This window comes from Polaromonas sp. P1_H6 (assembly GCF_056405195.1).
Genome location: NZ_JBFUCN010000012.1, coordinates 134,243 through 160,706, shown reverse-complemented (window position 1 = coordinate 160,706; position 26,464 = coordinate 134,243). Strand labels below are relative to the sequence as shown.

Annotated in this window: 26 protein-coding genes; 14 read left to right on the top strand and 12 right to left on the bottom strand. The window is 65.8% G+C overall.

All coding sequences use genetic code 11. The annotated features are described in order from the left end of the window. The first annotated feature begins 116 nt into the window (after positions 1-116). The 5 genes from AC1D1F_RS13220 (at position 117) to AC1D1F_RS13200 (ending at position 4,026) form a co-directional block, all read left to right on the top strand. Positions 117-737 (top strand): TetR/AcrR family transcriptional regulator, encoded by a 621-nt coding sequence (locus AC1D1F_RS13220; RefSeq protein WP_477677997.1) that lies wholly within the window; start codon positions 117-119, stop codon positions 735-737. A gap of 40 nt (positions 738-777) precedes the next feature. Then, positions 778-1,305: an SRPBCC family protein gene (locus tag AC1D1F_RS13215; RefSeq protein ID WP_477677996.1), complete on the top strand. Its 528-nt coding sequence runs from the start codon at positions 778-780 to the stop codon at positions 1,303-1,305. Positions 1,306-1,410: 105 nt separating this feature from the next. Further along, entirely contained in the window at positions 1,411-1,677 is a 267-nt protein-coding gene (locus AC1D1F_RS13210; RefSeq protein ID WP_477696428.1) for a helix-turn-helix domain-containing protein, read from the top strand. Positions 1,678-1,690: 13 nt separating this feature from the next. Further along, positions 1,691-3,049: a type II toxin-antitoxin system HipA family toxin gene (locus tag AC1D1F_RS13205; protein WP_477677994.1), complete on the top strand. Its 1,359-nt coding sequence runs from the start codon at positions 1,691-1,693 to the stop codon at positions 3,047-3,049. Further along, positions 3,046-4,026 carry an AraC family transcriptional regulator gene (locus AC1D1F_RS13200; protein WP_477677993.1) on the top strand — a complete coding sequence of 327 codons (981 nt, stop codon included), beginning with the start codon at positions 3,046-3,048 and terminating at the stop codon, positions 4,024-4,026. The genes AC1D1F_RS13205 and AC1D1F_RS13200 overlap by 4 nt, the downstream gene beginning before the upstream one ends. 51 nt (positions 4,027-4,077) lie before the next feature. Here the strand turns inward: AC1D1F_RS13200 and AC1D1F_RS13195 are convergent, their stop codons facing one another. Both AC1D1F_RS13195 and AC1D1F_RS13190 read right to left on the bottom strand, forming a co-directional pair. Then, positions 4,078-5,070: a Bug family tripartite tricarboxylate transporter substrate binding protein gene (locus tag AC1D1F_RS13195; RefSeq protein ID WP_477696429.1), complete on the bottom strand. Its 993-nt coding sequence runs from the start codon at positions 5,068-5,070 to the stop codon at positions 4,078-4,080. A gap of 56 nt (positions 5,071-5,126) precedes the next feature. Further along, positions 5,127-6,536 (bottom strand): M20 family metallopeptidase, encoded by a 1,410-nt coding sequence (locus tag AC1D1F_RS13190; RefSeq protein WP_477676605.1) that lies wholly within the window; start codon positions 6,534-6,536, stop codon positions 5,127-5,129. Between the two features lie 147 nt (positions 6,537-6,683). Here AC1D1F_RS13190 and AC1D1F_RS13185 point away from each other — a divergent pair, with 147 nt between their 5' ends. Continuing rightward, the gene (locus AC1D1F_RS13185; protein ID WP_477700747.1) at positions 6,684-7,634 is read left to right on the top strand and encodes a LysR family transcriptional regulator; all 951 of its coding nucleotides are present in this window, start codon (positions 6,684-6,686) and stop codon (positions 7,632-7,634) included. A gap of 25 nt (positions 7,635-7,659) precedes the next feature. Here the strand turns inward: AC1D1F_RS13185 and AC1D1F_RS13180 are convergent, their stop codons facing one another. Further along, the gene (locus tag AC1D1F_RS13180) at positions 7,660-9,303 is read right to left on the bottom strand and encodes an alkaline phosphatase family protein (protein ID WP_477676607.1); all 1,644 of its coding nucleotides are present in this window, start codon (positions 9,301-9,303) and stop codon (positions 7,660-7,662) included. Between the two features lie 226 nt (positions 9,304-9,529). Between AC1D1F_RS13180 and AC1D1F_RS13175 the strand changes: the two genes are divergently transcribed. Next, positions 9,530-10,549: a BLUF domain-containing protein gene (locus AC1D1F_RS13175; protein ID WP_477696431.1), complete on the top strand. Its 1,020-nt coding sequence runs from the start codon at positions 9,530-9,532 to the stop codon at positions 10,547-10,549. Between the two features lie 57 nt (positions 10,550-10,606). Beyond that, positions 10,607-11,251, top strand: coding sequence for an endonuclease III (gene nth / locus AC1D1F_RS13170; RefSeq protein WP_477676609.1), 645 nt, complete (start codon positions 10,607-10,609; stop codon positions 11,249-11,251). A 12-nt stretch (positions 11,252-11,263) separates the two neighbouring features. Here nth and AC1D1F_RS13165 read toward each other — a convergent pair whose 3' ends face one another. From AC1D1F_RS13165 to AC1D1F_RS13155, 3 genes are all read right to left on the bottom strand, one after another. Further along, on the bottom strand, positions 11,264-12,385 hold the full coding sequence (locus tag AC1D1F_RS13165) for an ABC transporter substrate-binding protein (protein ID WP_477696432.1): 1,122 nt from the start codon (positions 12,383-12,385) through the stop codon (positions 11,264-11,266). A gap of 89 nt (positions 12,386-12,474) precedes the next feature. Then, positions 12,475-13,452: a Bug family tripartite tricarboxylate transporter substrate binding protein gene (locus tag AC1D1F_RS13160; RefSeq protein ID WP_477676611.1), complete on the bottom strand. Its 978-nt coding sequence runs from the start codon at positions 13,450-13,452 to the stop codon at positions 12,475-12,477. A gap of 115 nt (positions 13,453-13,567) precedes the next feature. Next, the gene (locus AC1D1F_RS13155; RefSeq protein ID WP_477676612.1) at positions 13,568-14,788 is read right to left on the bottom strand and encodes a pyridoxal-phosphate-dependent aminotransferase family protein; all 1,221 of its coding nucleotides are present in this window, start codon (positions 14,786-14,788) and stop codon (positions 13,568-13,570) included. 115 nt (positions 14,789-14,903) lie between these two features. Between AC1D1F_RS13155 and AC1D1F_RS13150 the strand changes: the two genes are divergently transcribed. Then, positions 14,904-15,590: a GntR family transcriptional regulator gene (locus AC1D1F_RS13150; RefSeq protein ID WP_477654057.1), complete on the top strand. Its 687-nt coding sequence runs from the start codon at positions 14,904-14,906 to the stop codon at positions 15,588-15,590. Between the two features lie 75 nt (positions 15,591-15,665). Then, on the top strand, positions 15,666-18,782 hold the full coding sequence (locus AC1D1F_RS13145) for an FAD-binding and (Fe-S)-binding domain-containing protein (protein ID WP_477696434.1): 3,117 nt from the start codon (positions 15,666-15,668) through the stop codon (positions 18,780-18,782). A gap of 45 nt (positions 18,783-18,827) precedes the next feature. Here AC1D1F_RS13145 and AC1D1F_RS13140 read toward each other — a convergent pair whose 3' ends face one another. Beyond that, positions 18,828-19,403: a hemerythrin domain-containing protein gene (locus tag AC1D1F_RS13140; RefSeq protein ID WP_477696435.1), complete on the bottom strand. Its 576-nt coding sequence runs from the start codon at positions 19,401-19,403 to the stop codon at positions 18,828-18,830. A gap of 199 nt (positions 19,404-19,602) precedes the next feature. Here AC1D1F_RS13140 and AC1D1F_RS13135 point away from each other — a divergent pair, with 199 nt between their 5' ends. Then, positions 19,603-20,580: a DUF2167 domain-containing protein gene (locus AC1D1F_RS13135; protein WP_477696436.1), complete on the top strand. Its 978-nt coding sequence runs from the start codon at positions 19,603-19,605 to the stop codon at positions 20,578-20,580. Between the two features lie 15 nt (positions 20,581-20,595). Beyond that, a complete protein-coding gene (locus AC1D1F_RS13130) occupies positions 20,596-21,321 on the top strand; it encodes a site-2 protease family protein (RefSeq protein WP_477678247.1) in 726 nt (241 codons plus the stop codon). Between the two features lie 13 nt (positions 21,322-21,334). Here the strand turns inward: AC1D1F_RS13130 and AC1D1F_RS13125 are convergent, their stop codons facing one another. Further along, positions 21,335-21,592 (bottom strand): hypothetical protein, encoded by a 258-nt coding sequence (locus tag AC1D1F_RS13125; protein WP_477654060.1) that lies wholly within the window; start codon positions 21,590-21,592, stop codon positions 21,335-21,337. A 126-nt stretch (positions 21,593-21,718) separates the two neighbouring features. On the opposite strand from AC1D1F_RS13125, the gene AC1D1F_RS13120 reads away from it, so the two are divergent. Continuing rightward, a complete protein-coding gene (locus tag AC1D1F_RS13120) occupies positions 21,719-22,315 on the top strand; it encodes a 3'-5' exonuclease (RefSeq protein WP_477678248.1) in 597 nt (198 codons plus the stop codon). Between the two features lie 57 nt (positions 22,316-22,372). On the opposite strand, the gene AC1D1F_RS13115 is transcribed toward AC1D1F_RS13120, so the two are convergent. Further along, positions 22,373-23,683: a c-type cytochrome gene (locus AC1D1F_RS13115; protein ID WP_477678249.1), complete on the bottom strand. Its 1,311-nt coding sequence runs from the start codon at positions 23,681-23,683 to the stop codon at positions 22,373-22,375. A gap of 110 nt (positions 23,684-23,793) precedes the next feature. Here AC1D1F_RS13115 and AC1D1F_RS13110 point away from each other — a divergent pair, with 110 nt between their 5' ends. Next, positions 23,794-24,027, top strand: coding sequence for a hypothetical protein (locus AC1D1F_RS13110; RefSeq protein WP_477678250.1), 234 nt, complete (start codon positions 23,794-23,796; stop codon positions 24,025-24,027). 54 nt (positions 24,028-24,081) lie between these two features. Here AC1D1F_RS13110 and AC1D1F_RS13105 read toward each other — a convergent pair whose 3' ends face one another. The 3 genes from AC1D1F_RS13105 to AC1D1F_RS13095 are packed head-to-tail and all read right to left on the bottom strand — an operon-like array spanning position 24,082 to position 26,394. Next, on the bottom strand, positions 24,082-24,771 hold the full coding sequence (locus AC1D1F_RS13105; RefSeq protein WP_477700746.1) for an aKG-HExxH-type peptide beta-hydroxylase: 690 nt from the start codon (positions 24,769-24,771) through the stop codon (positions 24,082-24,084). 56 nt (positions 24,772-24,827) lie between these two features. Next, the gene (locus tag AC1D1F_RS13100) at positions 24,828-25,247 is read right to left on the bottom strand and encodes a hypothetical protein (protein WP_477700745.1); all 420 of its coding nucleotides are present in this window, start codon (positions 25,245-25,247) and stop codon (positions 24,828-24,830) included. Beyond that, entirely contained in the window at positions 25,201-26,394 is a 1,194-nt protein-coding gene (locus tag AC1D1F_RS13095) for a radical SAM protein (protein WP_477678252.1), read from the bottom strand. The genes AC1D1F_RS13100 and AC1D1F_RS13095 overlap by 47 nt, the downstream gene beginning before the upstream one ends. Positions 26,395-26,464: the final 70 nt, after the last annotated feature.

Here is a 26,464-nt window from a genome sequence, read left to right as displayed (position 1 = left end):
GGCTGCATTGTCGCCAATTTGGGCGGGGGTTGCGCGCTACTTGGCGGCCTGGAGGCGCCTGGAGGACGTCTTTTGGGGTGGTTGACAGAGTACCGGTCTAGAGTAATACTCCAGTCATGAGCGACACCGCCCCATCCTCCGCCCCATCCTCCGCCTCACCTTCCGCCCCTGCCCCGACCCGTGACCGCCTGCTGGAGGCCGCCACCAAAGTGTTCCTGGCCCAGGGCTTCACGGCCGCCTCGATGGACATGGTGCGCCAGGAGGCGGGGGTGAGCAACGGCAGCCTGTACCACCACTTCCCGACCAAGGCGCTGCTGGCCGATGCGCTGTATGCGCACACGCTGCGCGACTTCCACGCGGCGCTGACGGCGCCGATTGCCGGCAAGGCCTCGGCGCAGGCCGGGGTCAAGGGCCTGCTGCGCGCCTATATCCAGTGGGTGGTGCAACACCCGGAGCAGGCGCGGCTGCTGCACGCGCTGCGGCGCGGCGGCGGTATGACGGACGGCGCCGAGATCAACGCGGCCAATGAACAGGTGTTTGGCGCGCTGAAGGCCTGGATGGAGCAGCGCATGGAGGCCGGCGAGATGCGGGCCATGCCTTTTCACCTGTGGATGGCGCTGGTGTTTTCGCCGGCAATGTCGCTCACGCAGCGCTGGGCCAGCCAGCCGGCGCCGGCGGTCGCACCCAAGGTGCGGGCCGCGCTGGAGCACGCCGCCTGGATGGCCGTGGCGCCCTGAACCCCTTCACCTTCCCCACCTTCAACCAAGGAGTCCCTGTATGAAAGTTGTCAACGTTCATCAACGCCTTTTGCATGCCAGCCCGGAACGGGTAGGCGCACTGCTTGATTCACTGGGCTCGCCGGCCGATGCGCTGTGGCCGGGGCGGGCCTGGCCACGCATGAAGTTCGACAGGCCGCTGGCTGTGGGCGCGGTCGGCGGCCATGGGCCGATTCGTTATACGGTGGAGGCGTATGTGCCGGGCCAGTCGGTGCGCTTTCGCCTGACGGCGCCCGCGGGATTCGAGGGCTGGCACGGCTTTGAAGTGCTGGACGCCACGCCCGCGCATTGCGTGCTGGAGCACCGCATCGAGATGCAGGCCCGCGGCCCCGCCCTGCTCTACTGGCCGCTGGTGATAGCGCCGCTGCACGACGTCTGCGTGGAAGACGTGCTGTCGCAGGCGCAGCTCTCGCTGGGCCTGGAGCCCCGGCCCGTGCCCTGGACGGCGCGCGTGCGCCTGCTGCGCCGGCTGGCCTCGGGCGGCAGGCGGCCGGCGCCGCCGTTCGCGCGGGGGCAGCATGCCCGCTGACTGGCAGGCCAAGGCGAGACTAAACTCCTTAAAAGGAGTTATTTTACTTAACTACATTAAAGGAGTATTATCGATTAACTACTTTTGAGGTGTATTGTGAGCAATGTGACTTATCCGGTAGACACGCCCCAGCAGCTGCGCACCATGTTGCGAACCCTGCGCCAGGCACGCAAATTGACCCAGACCCAGCTGGGTGAAATGCTGGGCGTCAGCCAGAAGCGCATCGCGCGCATAGAGGCCGCGCCTGAAGTCACGGCTTACGACCAGATTGCGCGCATCGTTTCGGCCATGGGCTGCAGCCTTGTGATTGAAGAGGCTCCCCGGCATCGCGTGGCGGAAGACGAGCCGCCCCCCTATGCGCCGAAATGGTAGGCGGGCAAATACCATGGTGACCTTCCGCCGCCCCCGCAGCAGCCCAGGTTCCGGCACGCTGACGGTGTGGGCCAATGGAGAGCCCCTCGGCAACTGGTCCGTTGCCGACGGTGAGCATCGCTTCCAGTACGACGAAAAGTGGCTGCAGTCCCCCTCTTTACGCCAGTTGTCGCTTTCATTGCCTTTCATGCCCGGCAACCTGCCGCATCGCGGCGAGGTGGTGCATAACTTCTTTGACAACCTGCTGCCCGACAGCGATGCCATACGCCGGCGGCTGCGTGACAAGTTCGCCACGGGCGGTACGGCCGCATTTGAATTGCTGGCCGCCGTGGGACGCGACTGTGTGGGCGCGGTGCAACTGCTGCCGCCGGGGATGGAGCCCGAGGGCTTTGACCGCATTGAGGCACGGCCGCTGGACGAAGCCGGCGTGGAGCAAGCCATCGATAACGCGGTCACGGCCGGGCGGGTGCTGGGCCAGCAGCAGGAAGACGACTTTCGTATCTCGATTGCCGGTGCGCAGGAGAAGACCGCCCTGCTCCGCCACAATGGCCAATGGTGCCGGCCGCTAGGCGCTACCCCCACGACGCACATCATCAAGCTGCCGCTGGGCCTGGTGGGCAATGTGCGGGCCGACATGCACACCTCTGTCGAAAATGAATGGCTGTGCGCGCGGATTCTGGATTTGCTGGGCCTGCCGGTAGCGGCATGCGACATTGCGACTTTCGGCCAGCGCAAGGTGCTGGTGGTAGAACGGTTTGACCGCGCCCCTGAAATCCCGCCAGGGCGGCCGCCCTGGCTGGCGCGGTTGCCGCAGGAAGACTTTTGCCAGGCGCTTGGCGTGGCCGGCGCCATGAAGTATGAATCGGACGGAGGGCCGGGCATATGGGCCATCTTGCGCCAGCTAGACAGGAGCAGCCAGGCCGCTGTTGACAAGCTGGTGTTCGTCAAGACCTTGCTCGCCTTCTGGATCATGGCCGCGACGGACGGCCACGCCAAGAATTTCTCTATCTTCCTGGAACGAGGCGGCGGCTTTCGCATGACGCCGCTGTATGACGTGCTGTCGGCGTGGCCCATCATCGGCAATGGGCCCAACCAGGTCAGCCCGCGCCGCGCCAAACTGGCCATGGCCTTGCGCAACAAGAATACGCACTACCATTTGCACGAAATCCGCACGCGCCACTGGGAAGCGCTGGCGCGGCAAAGCGGCGTGCCCGGCGCCTTCGCCCAGATGGTGGCGCTGGTGCTGCAAGTGCCGTACGCGCTGGAGCGCATGGCCGAACAACTGCCGCCGGACTTTCCCGAGCCGGTGTTTGCCGCCATTCGCCGCGGCATGCTGGCGCAGGCTGAACAGTTTGTGGCCGAACTGCCATGACAGAGCCCGGCCTTGACCCCGCAGCCCGCCGCGCCTACATCGCCCGCATCAACCGCGTGGTGGACCACATCAGCGCCAACCTGGCCGGCACGCTGGACTTGCAAGCCCTGGCCGACGTGGCTTACTTCTCGCCCTGGCACTTTCACCGCGTGTTTCAGGCGGTGACGGGCGAAACCCTGGCCGACTGCGTACGCCGGCTGCGGCTGGAGGCCGCGGCCCAGCGCCTGATTTTTACGCCGCAGACCGCGCTGCAAATCGCGCTCGACACCGGCTTTGCGTCGGCCGAGGTTTTCAGCCGTGCCTTTCGCGCCCATTTCGGCATGACACCCACGGCCTGGCGGCGCGGGGGCTGGCGCGAGTGGGCGACGCGCCGGCAGATTGAACTTAGCAAGATTCATCAAGGCAATCACAAGCCGAATCAAGACTCCATCATGGCGTTGTTTAAAGATAGAACCCTCTGGCCCACCGGGCCGGTACCTTCATCCGAAAGAACCCTTGCCATGCACATTGAACTCAAAACCCTTCCCCCCATGCGCCTGGCCTATATGCGCAACACCGGGCCGTACGGCGACCAAGTGGCGCAGCTGTGGCAGCGCTTTGTCGCCTGGTGCGGCCAGCACGGCTACATGAACCCGCGCCCCAAGATGTACGGCATCAGCCAGGACAACCCCGAGATCACGCCAGCCGACAAGTGCCGCTACGACGCCTGCATTGAGGTGGACGAAACTTTCAAACCGCAGGGCGAAATATGCGTGCAAAACTTTGGCGGCGGGCGCTATGCCTGCGGCCGCTTCACCGGCAAGCCGGGCAACGAGGTGCACGAAGCCTGGACGCACATGTTCGCCGAGTGGCTGCCGCAAAGCGGCTACCAGCCGGACAACAAACCGGCGCTGGAACTGTACGAAGAAGACTTTGTGATGGACCCGAAAACAGGAAACTTCAGCTGCTGGCTGTGCGTGCCGGTCAAGGCGCTATAGGACCTGCGCCGCGGAGCGCGGCACCCATAGCGGTGATGGCCATGCCCGGCTTCAATCGAGGCGAATGCCGGCGCGTGCCACCGTTGCGCGGTAGCGCGTGATCTCGGAATCCATCACATCACGCAGCGCCTGCGGGCCCAGGAAGGCCGGCTCCAGGGACTGCTGCTGCAGCTTCTTTCCCACCGCGGGCTCGGCGATGATGGCCGTCAGCGCGTGCAACAACTGGTCACGCACGGCAGGTGAAATGCCAGCCGGCGCGGCGACCGCATACCAGCCGTCCAGCAGCGCCGGCGATAGCTGCAGCTCGCCGTAAGCGGGCACGCCGGGAATCTGGGCGGAGCGCTTTTCGCTGATGACCGCGAGGGCGCGCAACTTGCCGGACTGCACCAGGGGATTCACGGCCGCCAGGGTGTCTATGCCCATGCTGACGTCCGCGCGCACCACGCCGATGTCGGCCTCGGCGCTGCCTTTATAGGGAATGGCGGAAAACTTCACGCCCGAGGCGTTGGCCAGCATCTCGCCGGCCAGGTGCGGCGCCGAGCCGGCGCCGAAGGTGGCATAGGTCACGGCGCCCGGCTCGGCCTTGGCTTTGGCCAGAACATCCTTGAGGGTTTTGTAGGGCCCGGTGGCCGAGGTCACCAGCACCAGCGGCGTGCGCGCGACCATGGCGATGGGCGAGAGCTGCTTGAAGGGGTCGTAGCCCAGCTTGCTGCGCACGGCAGGGTTGACGGTGTAGCTGGTGGAGCCCGAGAACAGCAGCGTGTAGCCGTCGGGCTCGGCCGCGATCACCATGCCCACGCCAATGGCCGTGGCGGCGCCGGGCTTGTTGTCGATGATCACGGGCTGGCCCAGGCGGGCGCTGAGCCGCTCGCCGATGATGCGGGCCGCCACGTCGGTGCCGCCGCCCGGCGGAAAGGGAACCACCATCCGTATCGGCTTGGCGGGCCAGGCCTGTGCCTGTGCCAGGCCCGGAAGCACGAAGGTGAAGCAGGCGGCGGCTATCAAGACCGCGTGAAGCAGCGAGCGGCATGAATCGGAAGGCATGGGCATCTCCGGTGGGGGTGGCAACAACAACACAACACACAACAACAGGCAACAACTCAGGCGGCTGCCGGCGCGGCATGCCAGGGCAGCCCGGCGGGTTCGCCCAGGTCCCAGTAGAGGCCGGCCATGATGCGCAGGCCTTCGCGGGCCACGGGCGCCAGCAGGTGTTCGTCGGGCGCGTGCTGCGCGCAGGCCGGGTAGGAGTGCGGCACCCACAGCGTGGGCAGGCCCAGCAGGTCGGCGAACACGTCGTTTGGCAAGGAACCGGCCAGGTTGGGCAGCGTGACGACCGGCTTGCCGCTGCTCTGCGCGATGGAGCGTTGCGCCCAGCCCACCCAGGGGTGGTCCAGGTCCAGGCGCGTGGCCGCGCCGGTGAGCGTGATCTCGATCTCGACGCGGTTGAAGCCGTAGCGGTCCAGGTGCTTGCGCAGGATGTCGGCGAGATCCTGGTGGGGCGTGCCGACCACAAAGCGCAGCTGGCAATGGGCCACGGCCTCGGCAGGAATCGCGTTGACGGGACGCTGCGGCGAGCCGGCGCCCAGCGCCAGCACTTCGATCGTGTTCCAGCCCATCAGGCGTTCGGCCGCGCTGAGGCCGGGCTCGCCCCAGCCGGCGTCGGGCAGCGGGTCGTCCGCACCGCCGCCTATGGCCACACCGGCCAGCGCGCGGCGCACCGACGGGGGCAGCACGCGCGGCTTGAGGGCCGGGACCTGGATGCGCCCGCGCGCATCGACCAGCGAGGCCACGGCGCCAGCCAGCACGCTGGCCGGGTTGAGCAAGGCGCCGCCCCAGTTGCCCGAGTGGTAGGCCTTGTCGCGCGCGCGCAGGCGCAGGCTGAAATTGACCGCGCCGCGCGAACCCAGGAACAGCGTGGGTTTGTCGGCGTGCACGCGCGGGCCGTCGCAGGCGATCAGCAGGTCGGCTTTGAGCTGCGCGCGCTGGCTTTCGCAAAAGGCGTGCAGGCCGGGCGAGGCGGCTTCCTCGCCCATCTCGAGCAGCAGCGTGGCGTTGTAGCCGAGGCGGCCGCCGCGCGCCTTGATCACGCTGGCCAGCGCGCCGAGGTTGACGGTGTGCTGGCCCTTGTTGTCGGCGGTGCCGCGGCCATACCAGCGCTCGCCTTCACGCACCAGTTCCCAGGGCTGCAGCCCTTCGCGCCAGCGCCCTTCCTGGCCGCTGACCACGTCGCCGTGGCCGTAGGTGAGCACCGTGGGCAGCGCCGCATCCTCCACGCGCCGCGCGACCAGGAATGGCCCGGCGCCCTCGACCGGATTGGGCATGACGCTGCAGGAAAAGCCGAGCGCGCGCAGCGAGTCGGTCATCTCGCCGTGCAGGTAGCCGGCCAGCGCGGGGTTGGGTTTGCCGCTGTCGCTTTCGGTGCGCAGCGCGACGCGCCTTTGCAGGACGTCGAAAAAATGGCCGTCGTCAAACCAGGCCGCGGCGGCATCAAGGCAATCTGATCTCAGCATGTTTCACCGTTTTATAGGGACCGCGCGGCGTGGAGCGCGGCATGCAACCAAATGTAGGAAGAATCGGGGCTTACTACAATGAGAGATATCGCAACAAGCCATTGCCTTTTCAGCAAACCACGGCTTTCACCTGCCAGGTGCCTTCGCATGAAAACCTCTTTTTTCAGCACGCAGATCCGCTACTTCCTCGAGGTGGCCCGCACCGGCTCGGTCAGCCAGGCCGCGGCGCAGCTGCACGTGGCGGCTTCGGCCGTGAGCCGCCAGGTCGGCAAGCTGGAGGACCAGCTGGGCTGCGCGCTGTTCGAGCGCAGGGCCCGCGGCATGGTGCCCACGGACGCGGGCGAGCGCCTGATGGCCCATGTGCGCGCGGGCAGCGACGACGCCGAACGCGTGATGGAGCAGGTGCGCGGCCTGGCCGGCTTCAGCGCGCGGCGCGTGCGGGTGGCCTGCACCGAGGGCTTCGCGACGGGTTTCATGCCGGAAGTCATGACCGGCTTTCGCCGCAGCCACCCCGAGGCGCTGATCGAGCTCAGCGTGGGCTCGCCCGAAGCGGTGAGCCGACTGCTGCTGCAGGGCGAGACCGACGTGGCGCTCAAATACACCGTGGCGCCCGAAAAAGGCGTGACGGTGCGGCATGCGGCCACCGCGCCCATCTACGCCCTGATGCTGCCCACGCATCCACTGGCGCGGGCCCGCGTGGTGACGGCGGCGGATGTCGTGAAATACCCGCTGGGCATCAGCGCCAAGGGCATGACGGGCCGCCAGCTCTTCGACATGGTGGCCAGCATCCAGGGCCTGGAGTACCAAACCTCGGTGGTCAGCAATTTTTCGTCAGCCCTACTGCCCAGCGTGCGCAGCGGCGACATCATGCTGTCGGGCTACCTGACGGCCGCGCACCTGATACGCCAGGGCCAGCTGGTCGCCGTGCCCTTTGCCGAGCCGCAACTGAGCCAGCGCGTGCTGCAGGTGCTGTCGCTGCACGGCCAGACGCTGGCGCCGCTGGTGCTGGACTTCACAACGCAATTGATCGCCGCCATACGGCAGTCGGGCGATGGCATGGCGCCAGCGCGCAAGCGCGCCGTGAAAAAGAGCGGCTAAGCGCCCTGCCCTTTAAAAACGGCTCTTACAAACCTGGCAGCGGCAGCAACTTGCCTTCAGCCGATGAGGGCGGCGCGATGCGCAGCACGCGCGACAGCGTGGGCGCGATGTCCACCACTTCCACGCGCGCATCGATGCGGCCGGGCTTGACCCAGGCAGGGCCGTAGACCAGGATGGGCACCTGGGTGTCATAGGGATGGGGCGAGCCGTGCGTGGCAACCGTATTGCCGAACATCCAGCCGGGCTTGGGCGAATATTGCACCTCACCGGACACGTCGGGGTGCCAGGATTTGCGGATCTGCTCGAAGAAAGGCGCGCCGGCGCGGCTGCCGCTTAGCAGCTCGCGCCGGGTATAGGCCGCGGCGAAGCCGGGCTCGGCCATCAGCAGCGCGCGGGTTTCCTCGGCCACGGCGTCGGCATCGGCCCGCTTTTGCGTGATGAGCTGTTTGTTGAGCAGCACGCTGGAGCCCGAGAAGCCCGCGGCCCATGTGCCTTCACCGAAACGTTTTTCCAGCCCGACATTGATGCGGCCCAGCACCTGGCTGCCGTTGATGCGACCGGACTCGCGGCCCTGGCTGGCGTTGTATTCGGGCGCGGGCATGAAGCCGTGGTCGGCAGTGAGCACGGCGATGTAATTGTCCTTGCCGATGCGCGCGTCCAGGTCCTGGAAGAAGGACTGCAGCAGGCGGTCCAGCTGCAGAAAATGGTCATGCGAGAGGCGCGACTCGGCGCTGAAGGCGTGGTTCACGTAGTCGTGGCCGGAGAGGCTGACCGAGAGGATGTCGGGGATGTCGTCCTGGCCGAGCTGCTCGCCGGCGATGGCGGCGCGCGCGAAGTCCAGCGACATGGCATCGACAAACGGACCGCGCAGCAGCGAGTTGTAAAAGCGCGGGCCGGGCGCCGCGTCTTCCTTCGCGCCGAACATGGCCGGCAGGCCGCCGCCCGCGGGGCCGTACCAGGGCTGCTGGTCGGGCAGCGAGCGAGCGTAGGCGGCTTCGGGCAGCAAGGCTTTCCATTCAGTCTTGAAATAGCGGTCGGCCGGCTTGGCGGCGTTGTAGCTGTCGACCCAGGCCGGATGCGCGGCCATGTAGTGGGTGCTGGAGGCGAACTGCCCTGTCGCGCCCATATACATATAGGCGATGCCGGTCTTGCCGGCCGGCAGGATGGCGCCGCGGTCCTTGCCCGAGATGCCGATGACCTTGGAGCGGCTGTCGACGCGGCGCAGCACGTCGCCGACGGTTTCGGCCTTGAGGTTTTTCGGGCTGGTTCCGTCGAGCGCGTTGGTCTTGTGGCCTATGTAGGTGGCCGAAGTGTCGCCGGTGCAGTACACCGGTTCGGCCGTGAGCGGGTCGCGCCAGTCGTTGCCGATGATGCCGGTGCGCTGCGGATAGGCGCCGGTCAGCATGGTGGCGTGGCCGGCCGCGGTGACAGTGAATGCATGGCCGTAGTGCGCGTTGGCGAACCAGGCGCCGCGGTCCAGGAAGCGCGCGAAGCCGTCGGGCGCGAGCTGGTCCCGGTAGTCCAGCACCTGGCGTTGCGGCAGGCCGTCGACGACCAGGAACACCACCAGTTTGGGGCGCGGCGCGTTGCCGGGCGCGGCGGCGCAGCTGACAAGCAATGTGGCGGCCAGCGAGGCGGCCAGCAGGCGTAAAAGAGTGTGAGCTTTCATGGCTGCGATGCTAAAGCAGTTCAGGCCGGGTCAACCCCCGTAATGACCCGCGCCGGTCGCATTCATGGGTGTGTCTCCCAGCGGCGCCGCATCATGCACGCAAGGCCAGCGCCGAGTTGCAAGAAAATGTTGCAGCCCTGTTGGCGCGGCATTTTTGCCACTATTCACCTGCACCCTTTAGGGGCGGGGATTGACGCGGATTTTGCTTATGGGGCAGGATGGCCTCATGGTGAACAGCATCGCGCCCTATGCGGCGAGTCCTGGACAAGCGGAAGTCGAGCGTGTGGTGACGGCCAGCATCTGCCACATGAAGGAAGGCATCTACGCGCAGATGGAGGACATCCGCGCGCACTCGCTGCGCCACAACGCCGTGGACGGTATCCACGCGATCCTGCAGTACCAGAGCGGCTGGTTCATCCATTGGGTGGAAGGCCCGTCGACGGCGCTGCGGGTCCTGCTGCAGCGCGTGGCCGAGGACCCGCGCCACCACTCGCCGCATACCCTGCACCTGAGCCGGGGCCGGCGCATCCTGCCCACGCCCTGGTCCATGGTGATGTCGCAGGCCACCGAGTCGGCCGTGCAGTTCGGCCGCCGCGTGGTGGCGCTGCGCGAGCAGTTCGAAAAAGGCGTGCAGTACGGGCCCTCCTCCGTGCTGCGGCGCCTGTCGGCGCCCATGCAGTTGCCGCAGGCGCAAGGCCTGGCCGACCCCGAAGCTTTCCACCGGGTCGGCATTTGCGCGGCCGGCGGCAATGAGGCCTTCGCCATGGTCGGCTGGCTGGCGCAGCGCACCGGCGGGACCGTGGCCAAGCGGCGCTTCGCGGGCGAACAGGACATGGACGGCAGCAGCGAGTACGTGGAATTCATGGAAAGCGGCCATCCCTGCCGCATGATCGCGGTGGCGCGCAACGGCCTGACCCACGGGCTGCGCCGCGCCTTCCTGCCGGACTGGCCGCATTTTGTGATGCTGTTCAGCGGCACGCCCAAATTCGACGACGCGCTGATGGGCCGCATGACCGCGGCCTGCGAGGGCCTGCCGGCCACGCCGGCCCTGCTGGGCATCGCGCCGAATGCTGAAACCCACGAGCGCATGCAGGCCGCGGCCCAGGCGGCGCACATCGCCTACCTGGCTGCCGGCACCGCCAGGCCCGACGACTGCAATGCCATCTGGCAGGCGGTGCAGGCGCAGCTCCAGCGCGCCGGCGAGCCGCCGAGCTCGGTGTGGGACGTGCCGCGCATGGCGGCCTGAGACCGCGGCCGACGGCCCCGGCGGCGCCGGCCGGCCTGCACCGATACACTGCGGTGCATGAAAAAAGAAGACATCGCCCCGTTCTTTGCCACCCTCAAGGCCGCCAACCCGATGCCGGTGACGGAGCTCGAATACACCAGCGTGTTCGAGCTGCTGGCCGCCGTGCTGCTGAGCGCACAGGCGACCGACGTTGGCGTGAACAAGGCCACACGCAAGCTCTACCCGGTGGCGAATACGCCGCAGGCCATCCTCGATCTGGGACTTGAGGGGCTGGAGTCTTACATCCGCACCATAGGCCTGTACCGCACCAAGGCCAAAAACCTGTTGGCGACCTGCGAGATATTGGTGAAGCAGCACGGTGGCCAGGTGCCGCGCACGCGCGAGGCGCTGGAGGCCCTGCCGGGCGTGGGCCGCAAGACGGCCAATGTGGTGCTGAACTCGGCCTTCGGCGAGGCGGTGATGGCGGTGGACACGCACATCTTCCGCGTGAGCAACCGCACCGGCCTGGCGCCGGGCAAAAACCCACTGGAAGTCGAGATGAACCTGCTCAAGCGCGTGCCCACCGACTACCTGGTGGACGCGCACCACTGGCTGATCCTGCACGGGCGCTATGTATGCGTCGCGCGCAAGCCGCTGTGCTGGCAATGCGCGGTGGCGCCCTGGTGCGATTACGAACCGAAGACGCCGCCGCCTTCGGCTTGAGCCCGCTGTGCCTTAACGCGCGAAAGTACCGTCGGCGCGAATCATCGTCAAGTTGACGAATCGCGAACCCAGGTTGCTCTGCTTGCTGTAGGTCACCGCGAAGCCGCCCAGGTCTTCGTTGGTGAAAGACTCCAGCGTGCTGATGAGCTTGGCGCGCGTGACGGGTGCCGGCGTCTTCTGCAGCGCGCGCACCACCAGCTTGGCGTTGAGGAAACCCTCCATGCTGTTGTAGCTGAACTTCTTGTCGGCAGTTCCCGAGATCACGGCCTGGTATTCCTTCACGGCGGCGTTGCCCAGTTCGGTGAAGGGGTAAGGCACGACCTGGGAGGCGATGGTGCCGGCGGCAGACTCCTTGAGTTCGGCATGCAGGCCGGAGGACACGCTGAGCACCATGAACTGCGCGCTCGCGCCCTTGGCCTTGTAAGCCCTGATGAAAGCGGCATTCGGTTTGGCCTGGGCGATCAGGATCACGGCCTGCGGCTGGGCGGCGGCGATCAGGTCCACTGCCTTGGCCACGTCCACCGTGCCGCGCGGCACGGGTGCCACGGCGGCGGGCGCGGCATTGCGCTTTTGCATGGCGGCATTGAGGGCCTCCAGGCCTTCCTTGCCGAAGGCGTCGTCCTGGTAGGCGACGGCGATCTTGTTAATGCCTATGGTCCAGGCGTGGTTGACGGCGGCCTCGATCTCATCGGTGGTGCTGGCGCGCACATGGAAGAGGTTGGGCACAAAAGGGTCGCGCAGCGATTTGGCGCCGCTGGTGTTGCCGATCTGGGCAATGCCGGCGCCCTGCACGATGGGCACGATCTTCAGCATATTGGCGGTGCCGCGAAAACCCACCAGGGCCACCGCGTTCTGCTCGATCAACGCCTTGGTGTTGTCGGCGGTCTTGTCAGGGTTGAAGCCGTCGTCCAGGCTGACGAGCTTGATCTTCTCGCCGCGTATGCCGCCCTTTTTGTTGACGTCGTCAAAGTAGGCGTTCATGCCGCGCACGTAGTCGGTGGTGAGCGCTGCGCTGGTGCCGGAGAGGTCGCCCGAGTGGCCCAGGATGATGTCGGCCGAGGCGCCCACGCTGGCGGCGCACAGGAAAAACCCGGCCAGCAGACGGCCGGCCCTTGAAAAATTCACAACTGTCATGAAACGATCCCTACCCTTGTTGTTGAAAAACTTGTTTGTTGTTAATAAAAAAACCGGCCCGAGGCCGGTTCCATCCCAGGGACGCAGTATCAAGCGTCAACCTTGACCTTGGCTTGCTCGGCCACCTGCGCCCATTTCTTCTGCTCTGCCTTGATGAAGGAGGCAAACTTCTCGGTGCTGCCGCCGCCGTCTTCGGCACCGTACTGGTCCATTTTTTCCTGCACGTCGGACATGGCCAGTACCTTGTTGACGTCTTCGTTCATGCGCTGCACCATGGCCGGCGGCATCTTGGACGGGCCCATGAGGCCGTACCACACTGTCGCCTCGAAGCCGGGAAAGCCCGACTCGGCCATGGTGGGCACATTGGGATGGCCTTTGGCGCGCTTCAGGCGCGTCTGCGCCAGCGCGATGGCCTTGCCGCTCTTGACGTGGGGCGTGGCCGAGGTCATGGTCTCGAAGCAGTAGTTGACCTGCCCGCCGATCAGGTCGACCAGGGCCGGGCCGGAGCCGCGGTAAGGAATGTGCAGCGCGAAGATCTTCGCCTGCAGCTTGAACATCTCGAGCGCAAAGTGCTGGGCCGAGCCGCCACCGGCCGAGGCGAAGCTGATCTGCCCCGGTTTGGCCTTGCACAGCGCGACCAGGTCCTTGACGGTCTTGGCGGGCTGGTCGGCGTTGCAGATCAGCATATTGGGCGTGACGCCGACCATGCTGATGGGCACATAGTCGCGCTCGGGGTTGTAGCCCAGCTTGATGCCGAGAGCCGGCGCCAGCGCGTGGCTGTTGATGTGGGCCATGAGCAAGGTGTTGCCGTCGCCGGGCTGCTTGGCCACGTAGTCGGCCGCGATGACACCGGCGGCGCCGCCCTTGTTTTCAATCACCACCGAAATGTTCCACATGGTGGAGAGCTTCTGGCCGACCACACGCGCCAGCGCGTCGGTGCCGCCGCCGGGCGGAAACCCCACAACGATGCGGACCGGCCCGGACGGCAGGGTTTGCGCCCTGAGCATGGGCGATGCCACCATGGCGGCCGTGGCCGCCGTCGCGCTGATAAAGGTTCTGCGTTGCATGGTTTCCCTTCCTGATCGGTAATGTAAAAAGCTCGGTGACAGTTTGGCGGGTTAACGTGACGTGAATATTGGCGTTGTAAACAAGCGTCCTTTTCACGCGTTTGTCAGATCCGCCTCAAGCAGCCTTGCGCTGCGGCACCACGGCCGCATGGCTGGAAAAATGCTCCATGGCGGCTTGCACGCCAGAACCCGCGAGTTTGACACCCGCAAGTTTCAGGCCCATTTCACAGCCGCTCAGCGCGGCCATCAGCGTAAGGTCGTTGCAGTCGCCGAGGTGGCCGATGCGGAACATCTTGCCCTTGACCTTGCCGAGGCCGGTGCCGAGCGAGCAGTCAAAGCGTTCGTAAATGATCTTTCGCACCGCGTCGGCGTCCACGCCCTCAGGCGTCATCACGCCGGTCAGCACCGGCGAATAGACGGACGGGTCGGCGCACTGGATCTGCAGGCCCCAGGCCTTGACCGCCGCGCGCACGCCGACGGCCCAGCGCTGGTGCCGCGCGAAGACCGTTTCCAGGCCGTGCTCGAGCAGCATGTCGCAGGCTTCGCTGAGCGCGTACAGCAGGTTGGTGTTGGGGGTGGACGGCCAGTAGCCGGTCTTGTTCATCTCGATGATCTCGTCCCAGGCCCAGAAGGCCTTGGGCAGCGTGGCCTTCTTGCTGGCCTCGACGGCCTTGGCGGAGACGGCATTGAAGCTGATGCCGGGCGGCAGCATCAGGCCTTTTTGTGAGCCGCTGATGCTGACGTCGACGCCCCACTCGTCATGGCGGTAGTCGGCGGAGGCGAGGCCGGAAATTGTGTCGACCAGCAGCAGCGCCGGGTGTCTGGCGGCGTCCATGGCCTTGCGCACGGCGGCGATGTTGCTGGTGACGCCGGTGGAGGTTTCGTTGTGCACCACGCAGACGGCCTTGATGCTGTGCTGGGTGTCGGCCTTCAGGCGCTCCTCGATCAGCGCGGCCTGCACGCCGTGGCGCCAGACGTCGGCGCCGGGATAGCTGATGACTTCGGTCTTCAGGCCCAGGCGCGCGGCCAGCTTTTGCCACAGCGCGGCGAAATGGCCGGTTTCGTACATCAGCACGTGGTCGCCGGGGTTCAGGGTGTTGGACAGGGCCGCTTCCCAGGCGCCGGTGCCGGAGGCCGGGTAGATGATGACGGGCTGTTTGGTCTGGAAGATCTTCTTGATGTCTGCCAGCACTTTCAGCCCCAGTGCGGCGAATTCAGGGCCCCGGTGGTCTATGGTGGGCAGGCTCATGGCCCGCAGGATGCGGTCCGGCACCGGCGAGGGGCCGGGAATCTGCAAGAAATGACGTCCCGTGGGGTGAAAGTCAAGCGTCAACATGGCGGTCTGCTCCTGAAGTAAGTCTCTATTTTTTGCATACAAAATTCATTTGTCAAGCCATCAAAGGACTACAAATTGATTTGACAGGGGTATTTTTTGCATACAAAATTTCCACATGGTTGCTGAAATCATCCCTATCCCGCGTGCGGCACTGCACGAACAGGTCGCGCACCGGCTGCGCCAGATGCTGGTGGAAAACCGCATCCTGCCCGGCGCCAAGCTCAATGAACGTGAGCTCAGCGAGGTGCTCAACGTCTCGCGCACGCCGCTGCGCGAGGCCATCAAGATGCTGGCCGCCGAAGGCCTGGTGGAGCTGCTGCCCAATCGCGGCGCGATCGCGGTGGAGCTGACGGAAGCCGACGTGCTCAACACCTTCGAGGTGATGGCCGGGCTGGAAGCACAGTCGGGCGAACTGGCGGCCGAACGCATCACCGCGGCCGAACTGGCCGAGATCAAGGCCATGCATTTCGAAATGCTGGCCGCCTACACGCGCCGCGACCTGCCCAATTACTACCGGCTCAACGCCGCGATCCACAACGCCATCAACGCCGCGGCCAAGAACCCGGTGCTGGCCAGCACCTACGCGCAGGTCAATGCGCGCCTGCAGGCACTGCGTTTTCGCTCCAACCAGGACGAGGAAAAGTGGAAAGCGGCCGTGAAAGAACACGAGCAGATGATTGAGGCCCTGGAGGCGCGCGACGCGGCGGCCATGCGCCGCGTGCTGCTGGACCACCTGGCCAACAAGCGCGATGTCGTGGTGCAGCAGCTGCGTACCGCCGTGGCGGAAAGCGCCAAGGCCTGAGCCGGTAGCCGGGCCAGCGGCCCGGACCGCCCATCCCTCCCCACAGCCCCCACAGAAAAAAGGCGAAACGCCGCGATGAACGCCCCCCTTCCCCTCAAGATCAGCCGCGAGGCCGCGGCCCAGGCTTATGACGACGTGGCCCGCGTCAGCAATGAGGTCGCCGGCCGGCTGGCCGCGCGGCTGGCTGCCGAAACCCAGGGCGAGGTGCTGTTCTCGCCGGCGGACCGCGGGCGCTACGCCACCGACGCGTCCATCTACCAGGTGACGCCGGTGGGGGTGTTCGTGCCGCGCACCGATGCCGATGTGAAAACCGCGCTGGACATCTGCCGCGACCTGCAAGTGCCCATCATTCCGCGCGGCGGCGGCACCAGCCAGTGCGGGCAGACCGTGGGCGCGGGCCTGGTGATAGACCATGCCAAGCACCTGCGAAATATCCTGGACGTGGACCTGGGCGAACGCACGGCCGAAGTCCAGCCCGGCATCGTGCTGGACCACCTGAACGCCTCGCTCAAGCAGCACGGCCTGTGGTACCCGGTGGACGTGTCGACCAGCGCGCAGGCCACGCTGGGCGGCATGGCGGGCAACAACTCCTGCGGCAGCCGCAGCATCGCCTACGGCAACATGGTGCACAACGTGCTGGGCGCGACCGCCTTGCGGTCCGATGGCAGCCTGCTGGAACTGGGGCGCTACGACAAGGCGGGCGGCGCCGCGCGCGAGCTGGGCGATTACGTCAAGGCGCTGTCCGACCAGTTGCGGCCCGAACTCGAGGCGCACTGGCCCAAGGTGCTGCGCCGCGTGGCCGGCTACAACCTGGACATCTTCAACAACCAGAACGAGAAGCCCTACACGCAGGACGGCTCGGTCAACCTGGCTCACCTTCTGGTGGGCAGCGAAGGCACGCTGGCGCTGACGAAATCGCTGACACTGCGGCTGGCCGAGCTGCCGCGCACCAAGGTGCTGGGCGTGGTGAACTTCCCGACCTTCTACAAAGCCATGGACACGGCCCAGCACATCGTGCAGCTGGGCGGCGACGGCACGCTGAGCGCGGTCGAGCTGGTGGACCGCACCATGATCGAGCTCTCGCTGCAGAACCCGGCCTTCGCACCTACGGTGCGCACCGCCCTCATCGGCCGGCCCGACGCGATCTTGCTGGTGGAGTTTTCGGGCAAGTCCAAGTCCGAACTGGTGCCCAAGATGCGCCAGCTGGTCGAGCTGATGGGCGACCTGGGCCTGCCCGGCTCGGTGGTCGAGATGATCGAGGACGCACCGCAGAAAAACCTGTGGGAGGTGCGCAAGGCGGGCCTGAACATCATGATGAGCCTCAAGGGCGACGGCAAGCCGGTCAGTTTCATCGAGGACTGCGCCGTGCCGCTGGAGCACCTGGCCGAATACACCGACGCGCTGACGCAGGTCTTCCGCAAATACGGCAGCAAGGGCACCTGGTATGCCCACGCCTCGGTCGGCACGCTGCACGTGCGGCCCATCCTGGACATGCGGCGCGAGGGCGGCGCCAAGATGCGCGCGATTGCCGAAGAGGCCTCGGCCCTGGTGCGCCACTACAAGGGCGCCTACAGCGGCGAGCATGGCGACGGCCTGTGCCGCGGCGAGTGGATCGAGTGGCAGTTCGGACCGAAGATCAACGACGCTTTTGCGCAGATCAAGAACTACCTTGACCCGCTGAACCTGCTGAGCCCGAATCGCATCATCAATCCGCCGAAGATGGACGATGCGCGGCTGATGCGTTTCCCGCCCAGCTACAAGGTCGTCCCGATCAAGACCGCACTGGACTGGAGCGCCTGGAACGTGCAGAACGACCCGGTGACCGAGCAGACCAGCGAGCCGGGCACGGGCGGCGACCCGGCCCAAGGCTTTGCCAAGGCCGTGGAGATGTGCAACAACAACGGCCACTGCAGAAAGTTCGACGCCGGCACCATGTGCCCCAGCTACCGCGCCACACGCGACGAAAAACACCTGACGCGCGGGCGCGCCAACACGCTGCGCCTGGCGCTGTCGGGCCAGCTTGACGGCTTGAAAGCGGAAGACGCTTTCACCAGCGAAGCCGTGCAGGAGGCCATGGATTTGTGCGTGGGCTGCAAGGGCTGCAAGCGCGACTGCCCCACCGGCGTGGACATGGCCAAGATGAAGGTGGAGTTTTTGCACCACTACAAGGCAAAGCACGGCTACACGCTGAAAGACCGGCTGGTTGCCCACCTGCCCGACTACGCGCACTGGGCCAGCCGCTTCGCGCCGCTGCTCAACCTGCGCGACAAGATTCCGGGCATGGCCGAGTTGAGCGAAAAGCTGCTGGGCCTCTCGGCGCGCCGCACCCTGCCGCAGTGGAGCGGCAATACCTTCTGGAAGCAGCTCGGCGCCTCGGGCGAGCCCGGCGCGGCGCCGCACGGCCGCATCCACACCGCCAGCCGCGAAGAAGTGCTGGCCGCCACGCGGCCCGTGGTGCTGTTCGTGGACACCTTCAACGGCTATTTCGAATCCGAAAACGCGCTGGCCGCGCTCACGGTGCTGCAGGCCGCCGGCTACACGGTGCATGTGGCCGCGAAGACCACACCCGACGGCAAAAGCCTGTGCTGCGGCCGCACCTACCTGGCCGGCGGCATGGTGGACAGAGCCAAAGCCAAGGCACGCGAGGTGGTAGGCGCCCTGCTGCCCTTCGCCGAACGGGGCATCGCCATCGTCGGCCTGGAGCCTTCCTGCCTGCTGACGCTGCGCGACGAGATGCTGGTGATGGGCCTGGGCGAGGCGGCGCAGGCCATCAGCCGCCATGCACTGCTGCTGGAAGAGTTTTTGGCGCGCGAGGCGGCCGACGGCAAGCTCGAGATGCTCAAGGGCCGGCTCAAGCCTTCAGCCCAGCCCATTCTGTTGCACGGCCACTGCCACCAGAAAGCCTTCGGCGCGGTGAGCCCCATCCTGGACGTGCTCAAGCTGATTCCGGGCGCCAGGCCCGAGCTGATCGAATCCAGTTGCTGCGGCATGGCCGGCAGCTTCGGCTATGAAGCCGGGCATTACGAGGTGTCCATGCAGATGGCCGAGCTGAGTCTGTTGCCCGCGGTGCGCAAACAGCCCGACGCGATCGTGGTGGCCGACGGCACCAGTTGCCGCCACCAGATCAAGGACGGCGCGCAGCGCGAGGCGATCCACGTGGCGGTGCTGCTGGCGCGGCAGCTGCAGGGCTGAGAACACCCAAACCAGCCGGGCGCCCAGGGCCTTGCGCCGGTTGGATCACACCATGGGCGCATGCCTGAGGTGGAGCGACAGGCCCAGGGCCGCCATACGTTTTTCGTTGCGCCCCAGGATTTCTTCGGCCAGCGGAAGGAAGAACTCTTCCTCATAGCGCGCATGGGCGAGGTAAGCCTGCACCAAGGCTTCGACGGCCACCAGGTCCAGTTCGGCGGGCCGGTTATTGGCCACCGCCCTCACCGCGGGCTCCAGTGCTTTCCAGAGCGCATCGATGCGGCGGTGGTCTGCGGTCAGGCGCATCACCAGGGTCTGGACCCGGATCGCTTCCTCCCCCTTGACGGCATTGCGCAACACGGCAGGAAACAGTTCGCCCTCCTCGTCGGCATGGTGCCCGGCCACGGCATATTTGAAAAGGCTCAAGGTGCGGGTGGCGATGGTGTGGGCCTGCGCCTGGGCCGCCAGCAGGCCCGGCAACTCCGCGAAGGCCTGCAACTGCGAGGCAATGCTGAAGTGGCATTGTGAGAACCCGGCCAGCGGCAAGGCCAGGTCGGTGGGCCCCGCAGCGGCCGGCGATGCCGACGATTGCCCGCCGTGGAGGGTGGCGTGATGAGTGGTCATGGATCTGCCCCTGGTTAGCGGCCGCACCTGCCGGATGGCCGCCCCGGCAGCTGCCGGGACGCACCCACCTGAACCGGGCCGTCAGTTTGACTATAGGGACGGCCGCCGGCGACGCTGTTGATCTACATCAAGCAGGCGGGCGGCTCCCCCCGGGGCCGTGTCAGAATACCCGGAAATTTATTCCAACAGGGAGGACTTGATGAACCGTTTGTGGACGCGCGTTTGCGCGCTGGCTGTCTTGCTGTCGTGCGCCGCCGCCATGGCGCAGACCTTGTCGAAAGAGGAGTCGGAGAAAATCTGGGCCGAAGGCCGCGCCGCCGCCAAGGAAGGGCCGCAAGACATCGCCCTGGCGAGCCAGGCCGTGCTCAAGCTGCCCGCCGGCCGCATCTTCGTGCCGCAGCCCCAGGCGGGCAAGCTGCTCAATGCCATGGGCAATCCGGGCACCGACACCCGCCTGCAAGGCCTGGTGTTCCCGGCCACCGGCGATTCCTGGTTCATGACGGTGCGCTATGAGGCTGCCGGTTACGTGAAAGACGACGACGCCAAGGACTGGAACGCGGACGATCTGCTCAAGAGCTACCGCGAAGGGACCGAGGCCTCGAACGCCGAGCGCAAGAAGATGGGCTTCCCCGAACTGGAAATCGTGGGCTGGGCTGAAAAGCCGGCTTACAGCGCCGCCACCCACCGCCTGGTCTGGGCCATGTCCAGCAAGGACCGCGGCGCGCCTTCCGGTGCCGCGCAGGGCGTGAACTACAACACCTATGCGCTGGGCCGCGAAGGCTACTTCAGCATGAACCTGGTCACGGCGCTGAACGACCTGCCCAAGGACAAGCCCGCCGCGGCGGAGTTGCTGGCGGCGCTGCAATATGACGAGGGCAAGCGCTACGCCGACTTCAACTCCAAGACCGACAAGGTCGCCGAGTACGGCCTGGCCGCGCTGGTACTGGGCGTGGCCGCAAAAAAGCTGGGCTTTTTCGCGGTGGCGGCGCTGTTTTTCGCCAAGTTCGCGAAGGTGATCTTCCTGGCCGTGGCCGGGTTCGGCACGGTGTTCCTGAAGTATTTCAAGCGCAAGCCGGCTGCTGAGCCCGTGCCGGTGTCCATGCCCAGCCGGGCCGAACAAGACACCGTGCCCGCCGCGCTGGGCGGCGGGGCGCCGCCCGCGCCACCCAAAGCCTGATAGCGGCAGCCCGGCATGACCAAGCTCCTGCTGCTGCTTTTTACCGGCGCCAAGTTCGGCAAGCTGTTGCTGACGGGCGGCAGCATGCTGGTCTCGGTCTTCGCCTACGCATGGCTGTTCGGCTGGCGCTATGCGGTGGGCTTTGTGCTGCTGCTGTTCGTGCATGAGATGGGCCACTACATCGCCGCCCGCCAGCGCGGCCTGAATGTGGGTGCGCCCACCTTCATCCCTTTTGTGGGCGCCTGGGTGGAGCTCAAGGACATGCCGCATGACGCGGAAACCGAGGCCTACGTCGGCCTGGGTGGCCCGCTGCTGGGCACCGTGGGAGCGCTGGCGTGCTACTTCCTCGCGCGCGACCAGGACAGCAATCTGCTGCTGGCGATCGCTTATTCCGGTTTCTTCCTGAACCTCTTCAACCTGATTCCACTGTCGCCGTTTGACGGCGGGCGCATTACCGCGGTGCTGTCGCCGCGTATCTGGTTCCTGGGGGTGCCGGTGCTGGTGGCGCTGTTCTTCTGGCGGCCCAGTCCCATGCTGATCCTGATGGCGCTGCTGGCCTCGCCGCAACTGCTCAAGGCGATACGCTACAAGTCGGACAGCGAGGAGGCCAAGACCTATTACGCGGTCAGCGCTGCCACGCGCTTTGAATACGGCTTTTATTACCTGGCGCTGGCCGTCTTCCTGGCCATGATGACGCACGACGTACATGAAATGCTGCGCGGCGTCGGCGGCATTCGCTAGGACCCGATGTGGTTCAGTCCGGCACGAATTTCGCGTTGAAGGTGGCCTCGTCCTCGGGCAATTCCAGCGTGACCAGCTGGCCCATGCGCATGTCGGCCAGCCGGCAGGCGCCGAACAGGCTGTACTTGCCCTTGAACCGATAGCTTTCCAGGTCGATGAGCATGAAAGAATGCGGCACAAATACCTGGTGCAGGAAAATCGTGCGGTGCCGGTTGCGCGGCGACGGAAAGAGCTTGTAGTGCTCGGTGGTGATGCTTTGGGCTGCTGCCATGATGTGGGTGGTGCGGGCTGTCCGGTGTAATGCGCTACCTTGGACTGTAAGCTCTGGAGCCCGCCACCGCGGTTTTTTTGCACCTTCCCTTTTCCCGTAGCCCACTTCCCTTTTGCATGGAACCCTATGACCGAGCGCTATCCCACCCCCGACAAGGAAGCCATTGCCCTGCTGGGGCCCTTCGAGCGGCTGGGCCTGGACCAGATCGAGGTGGTCTCCACGCCCGAGCGGGCAGCCCAGGCGCTCAAGGATCTCACGGGCGCCACCGTGCTGGGCTTTGATACCGAATCCAAACCCACCTTCGCCAAAAACGAAGCCTCCGAAGGCCCGCACATCGTGCAGCTCTCGGCCCTGGACAAGGCCTGGATCTTTCAGCTCGAAGACGCGGAATGCCGCCGCGCCGTCGGCCTGGTGCTCAGTTCACCCGCCGTCATCAAAGCCGGCTTCGGCCTGGGCGACGACCAGCGCCGCATCATCCGCAAGCTGGGCGTGGACCTGCAGGGCGTGCTGGACCTGAACGTGGTGTTCCGGGAGCGCGGCTACCGCAAGGACATGGGCGTGCGCGGCGCCGTGGCCGTGGTGTTCAACAAGCGCTTCCTCAAATCCAAAAAAGCGGCGACCTCCAACTGGGCCAATGAACGACTCACGGAAGCGCAAATCGTCTACGCGGCCAATGACGCCTACGGAGCGCTTCGGGTGTACAAGGCCCTCGGGCTACCGTAAAGCCATTCGCTCATCAGCTTCAAGCGTACCTTCTCTCGTTGAATGCTGATCACCCTTCTACCTGCGACGGGCTTGAACCTCTTCAGGCGTCACGAATTCAACCAGATGGCTGGTGAATTTGAAACGCACGTAGTTAATGACCTCGGCGATTTCTTCGTTGGGCAGCATGGTCCAGCTGGGCATGCCGCCGGTTTTTGAGCCATTCAGCATGATTCCGATGGCGCTGTCGTTTTTGGCGAGCGTGGAGGCATTGCCCAGGTCTGGAATGGGCCCGGCTCCACGGCCATTGGCCTGATGGCAGGCGGCGCAGTTGGCCTGGTAGGTGCGCTCACCCAGCCCCATTTTCTGGCTCGCATTCATCGCGTAATAGGGAACCGCTGGGGGTCGGGGAATGGCGGTTCTTGGCGGAGTCAGCTTGAAGCTGACAGTACCGGGATGCCCGGCGGGCAGCGGCGGCTCCGCGAATTTACCCCCTGCGGTGTTGGCCAGATAGGCTACCGCCCTGGCTAGCTCAAGCTCCTGAAAGTCGCCACCCGCCTGGGCACCCATGGCACCCTTGCCCTTGACAGTGGACTGAAGCATGGACGCCAAGCCCGAACGGATACGCGGCGCCCAGGCGGTGACGTCGCCCTGCCGCGGCGCGCCCGCGGCGCCGGTGGCATGGCAGGCCACGCACTGCGCGCGATAAACCTCTTCGCCGCTCGCGACACTGCGCGTGCGCATCTGGGCCGGAGCGTCAGGCGCAGCAATGGCAACACCTTTAACTGGCGGGTTAAGCCGGTCGGCCATCTCCAGCGCGCGTTTTGCCCCCGCAGGGCTGAACATGCCCTTGGTGACTTTGTCCCGAATGCTTTGGGCCAGAAGTCCCAACATGGTGTTCGTCAAGCCCTTGAGGCTTTCGACTAGCTTCTGGATTGCTTCCTGCTCCTCGCTTGAAGCAGCGGACGCGGATGCGGGTAAGAGTGTTTGGGCACTTTTTCGGGCACCGCGATCCACCACCAGCACGCTCCAATTGAGCGCGTCCAGATACTCTTCTTCATAGGCTCGAGGATTGGCGGCAAACGCTTTTTCGTAGCGCGCCAGCAGGGGCTGTATCAGTTTGGGGACTTCGGGCTCGGCGGCGTTTTTTGCCAGTCCATCGAAGTACTCGTCGACAATGCCTGATGCCCGGGCAGGATCCAGCAGTTTGCGCAAACTCGTGCCGTTCGCAGGATCCGAGTATTTGACGGGCGGCTCCGGCAGCAACACCTGCCGGCTTTCAAAAGCCAACAACTCGGATGAAAACGTACGCAGGTTTTCACCGGCCCATGCCAGGTTGTACAAACTCGCCCCCAGAACGCCGACAACCAGCAAGGTCAAACGCAACATCGTGGCCCCTCCTTCTTGTTTGGTATCCATTATCCAGGCACGCATCGCACCAACGCATAGCATGGCATACCGGGAGCACCGATTACATTATTCCCATCAAGGAAATTCTTATGAAAAACCCGTACCTGTTGTCTTTTCTGCTGCTGGCCGCCGCCCTGCTCTCCGGTTGCGCCGCCGAGCTGCTCAGCAATACCGAAAAACTGATCATCGTCAAAGGCCGCCCTTCGCAGCTCGCGGACGCCTCGGAGATCGCCGAAACCCAGTGCCAGAAGCGCGGCGGCCAGCATGCCCGGCTGATCACCAAGCCGGCCGAAGGCCAGTACGGCTTTGAGTGCGTGCGCTGAGCAGCCCTTCCCTCTGATCCGGCCTTGAGCCCCCAAGGCCCGAGGGCCGGCCGGTCAGGCGTCGCGCAAGACGGCCTCGGCCCAGTGCAGAAAGCCCTGCCCTGCCTCGGTGAAGTGCGCGTGCCCGCGCAAGAGTTCAAATCCTTCGCGCGCCTGGGCCCGCAACTCGTTCAGGCGGGCGGCGGCTTCGCACCGCTCCGCGGCATCAAGGCCGTTGGCCTCGAGGTAACGCACTAGCGCCATGACGCAGTGCAGGTGCACATACACTCCCTCGAAGATTCCGACCACCGGGCGCGGATCGGTGCGCCAGCCGACGCGAAAGCGCGCGCGGGTCTGCCCGGCTTGCAGCAGCGGAACGGCCTCCTCGACGTAGCGCAGCTTGATGTGGCTGTGCTCATGCACCAGGCTCTCGAGGGTGCGCAGGGTGCTGGACGGGTGGATCCATGCCGCGCCCTGCATGGATGAGATCGTGAATCCCTCCATCTGCCAGCCTGGCGGCGGCAGGCGCGGCACCACGACACGCATCATGCAGCGCCAGTCTTCGTACTCCTCAGGCCAGGCCGACAGCAGGGCTTGCGCCGCTTCAACGACGGGGCGATGGCGGCCCTGTGGGTAAGAACGCTCGCGCGCGTCGATTTCCTGCTCGCGCACGGCACTGCCGCGCTCGGGTGTGCGTGTCTCGTCGAGCGACACCCGCAGGCCCGGCAAGTCGTTGCGGACCACGATGTTGGATCGCGGCAGCACCGCCTCCGTCGGGACAAGGCATGAGCTCAGCGTCTGGACGCCCGAGCTCGGGCGGCTCAGTCCATCAACACTCTGGCGCGCGACGACGTTTCGGTGAAGCCCGGCACGTAATTGGCGACCGCCGCGAGCAGTGGCTCGACGGCTGCCGGCGGTGCGCCCTGGATCAGCGCACGACCCGCCGCGTGCAGCCAGCGGCGGTACAAGGGCGACGACCCAATGGCGATGCGCTCATGCACCAACAGCGCTTCGAGGTCGGCCGCAGCCTGTTCCCAACGTTCGCGGTGCGCGGCCAGCGCCGGTGAAGTCCGCACGATGTCGGCCAGGACCCGGAAGTCATCCAGGCGATCGAATGCCGAAGCGCCGACCAGTTCGGCCGTGATGACGGCGTCCGGCATCAGCGCGAGTTCGACGAAATCGGCGGACTGCAGCTCAGGCCTGGAGGCCTGCGGCGATACTTGCTGGGTCACTGTGGGCATGGGTATCTCGCTGTTGAAGTGAGGATTCGATGAGGCCGAGGGCGGTGTCAAAAAAATGCATCTGGTCCGCGCACAGCACGGATTCGCGCGACGAGATGCCGTCGCTGGCGTCGCTGCGGCCGGGCAGGAAACCACCACCGCAGACCCGGCGATGGCGGCAGCCTCCGCACTTCGCGGGAAGTTCGGCGCGCAGGTCGAGCAGCCGGGCGAACAGCGGGTCACCGGCCAGCACGGCAATGCCGTCCGTGTCAATATGAAAAGGCGTGCTGGCCGAGCCGTCGCCCGCCACGCGCAGATAGTCGGGGTATTCGTAGCTGCCGTCGGTGTTGACGACGAACATGTTGTAGCTATCGTTCACCAAGGCATCGATATGGCCCTGCCCTCCCAGCGCGACGTGCAGCAGATTGTTGAAGAGCCGTATGGTGAGGCCCGGATCATCCAGTGCCCACCAGGCGCGGAACAGATCCGCAAACCAGGCGCCGTAGCGTGGCTCGGCGGCATAAGCGCGCGAAGCGCCCAGCGGCCATGGAGGGTTCCGCCAATTGAATTCGATGGGCCACAACACATCGACTTTTGGAACCGGCAGGCTGCGCACCCAGGCGAGGAAGTCGGGCGGCGACAACGAAGGGTTGGCCACCGAAAGGAAACCACCTATCAAGGCGCCGTCACCGTCATCCAGCATGCGATTGACGTTGGCCATGACGCGCTCATAAGTGCCGCGGCCGCGCTTGTCAACGCGCGCGGCGTCGTTCACCTCGCGCGGGCCGTCGAGGCTGACGCCGAGCGACACCCGGTGCTCACGAAACAGCACGCGCGATTCCGGGTTGATCGGCTGCACCAGGTTGGTCTGCACAGCGATATCGAGATTCCACCCCTGGTCGCGGCGCCGGCCGACCTCTGAAAGCAGCGCGGCAAAGCTGGCATCTGGCCAGAGCATGGGCTCACCGCCGTGCAAGACGATAGAGAAGGGTTCGGGCTCGCCCGGTGGGTGGTAGTCGCAGATGCGGTCCAGCAGGCGCAAGGCGGTATGCAGCGGCATGCGGGCCGGCATGCGCTTGAAGGTCTGGTCCGCCTGATTGAACATATAGCAGTAGGTGCAATCGATGTCGCACACTGCGGTCAGCTTGACGATGGCCGAGCGAAACATGGTGAAAGTAAAGATGGAGCCGGGGCCGGGACGGGGCACGCGAGACGGACTCACGCACCCCGCGGCGGCT

Coding starts and splice junctions, on each gene's coding strand:
- AC1D1F_RS13220 (WP_477677997.1), top strand. CDS start 117: ATGAGCGACACCGCCCCATCCTCCGCCCCATCCTCCGCCTCACCTTCC.
- AC1D1F_RS13215 (WP_477677996.1), top strand. CDS start 778: ATGAAAGTTGTCAACGTTCATCAACGCCTTTTGCATGCCAGCCCGGAA.
- AC1D1F_RS13205 (WP_477677994.1), top strand. CDS start 1,691: ATGGTGACCTTCCGCCGCCCCCGCAGCAGCCCAGGTTCCGGCACGCTG.
- AC1D1F_RS13200 (WP_477677993.1), top strand. CDS start 3,046: ATGACAGAGCCCGGCCTTGACCCCGCAGCCCGCCGCGCCTACATCGCC.
- AC1D1F_RS13195 (WP_477696429.1), bottom strand. CDS start 5,070: ATGCCTTCCGATTCATGCCGCTCGCTGCTTCACGCGGTCTTGATAGCC.
- AC1D1F_RS13190 (WP_477676605.1), bottom strand. CDS start 6,536: ATGCTGAGATCAGATTGCCTTGATGCCGCCGCGGCCTGGTTTGACGAC.
- AC1D1F_RS13185 (WP_477700747.1), top strand. CDS start 6,684: ATGAAAACCTCTTTTTTCAGCACGCAGATCCGCTACTTCCTCGAGGTG.
- AC1D1F_RS13180 (WP_477676607.1), bottom strand. CDS start 9,303: ATGAAAGCTCACACTCTTTTACGCCTGCTGGCCGCCTCGCTGGCCGCC.
- AC1D1F_RS13175 (WP_477696431.1), top strand. CDS start 9,530: ATGGTGAACAGCATCGCGCCCTATGCGGCGAGTCCTGGACAAGCGGAA.
- nth (WP_477676609.1), top strand. CDS start 10,607: ATGAAAAAAGAAGACATCGCCCCGTTCTTTGCCACCCTCAAGGCCGCC.
- AC1D1F_RS13165 (WP_477696432.1), bottom strand. CDS start 12,385: ATGACAGTTGTGAATTTTTCAAGGGCCGGCCGTCTGCTGGCCGGGTTT.
- AC1D1F_RS13160 (WP_477676611.1), bottom strand. CDS start 13,452: ATGCAACGCAGAACCTTTATCAGCGCGACGGCGGCCACGGCCGCCATG.
- AC1D1F_RS13155 (WP_477676612.1), bottom strand. CDS start 14,788: ATGTTGACGCTTGACTTTCACCCCACGGGACGTCATTTCTTGCAGATT.
- AC1D1F_RS13150 (WP_477654057.1), top strand. CDS start 14,904: ATGGTTGCTGAAATCATCCCTATCCCGCGTGCGGCACTGCACGAACAG.
- AC1D1F_RS13145 (WP_477696434.1), top strand. CDS start 15,666: ATGAACGCCCCCCTTCCCCTCAAGATCAGCCGCGAGGCCGCGGCCCAG.
- AC1D1F_RS13140 (WP_477696435.1), bottom strand. CDS start 19,403: ATGACCACTCATCACGCCACCCTCCACGGCGGGCAATCGTCGGCATCG.
- AC1D1F_RS13135 (WP_477696436.1), top strand. CDS start 19,603: ATGAACCGTTTGTGGACGCGCGTTTGCGCGCTGGCTGTCTTGCTGTCG.
- AC1D1F_RS13130 (WP_477678247.1), top strand. CDS start 20,596: ATGACCAAGCTCCTGCTGCTGCTTTTTACCGGCGCCAAGTTCGGCAAG.
- AC1D1F_RS13125 (WP_477654060.1), bottom strand. CDS start 21,592: ATGGCAGCAGCCCAAAGCATCACCACCGAGCACTACAAGCTCTTTCCG.
- AC1D1F_RS13120 (WP_477678248.1), top strand. CDS start 21,719: ATGACCGAGCGCTATCCCACCCCCGACAAGGAAGCCATTGCCCTGCTG.
- AC1D1F_RS13115 (WP_477678249.1), bottom strand. CDS start 23,683: ATGTTGCGTTTGACCTTGCTGGTTGTCGGCGTTCTGGGGGCGAGTTTG.
- AC1D1F_RS13110 (WP_477678250.1), top strand. CDS start 23,794: ATGAAAAACCCGTACCTGTTGTCTTTTCTGCTGCTGGCCGCCGCCCTG.
- AC1D1F_RS13100 (WP_477700745.1), bottom strand. CDS start 25,247: ATGCCCACAGTGACCCAGCAAGTATCGCCGCAGGCCTCCAGGCCTGAG.
- AC1D1F_RS13095 (WP_477678252.1), bottom strand. CDS start 26,394: ATGTTTCGCTCGGCCATCGTCAAGCTGACCGCAGTGTGCGACATCGAT.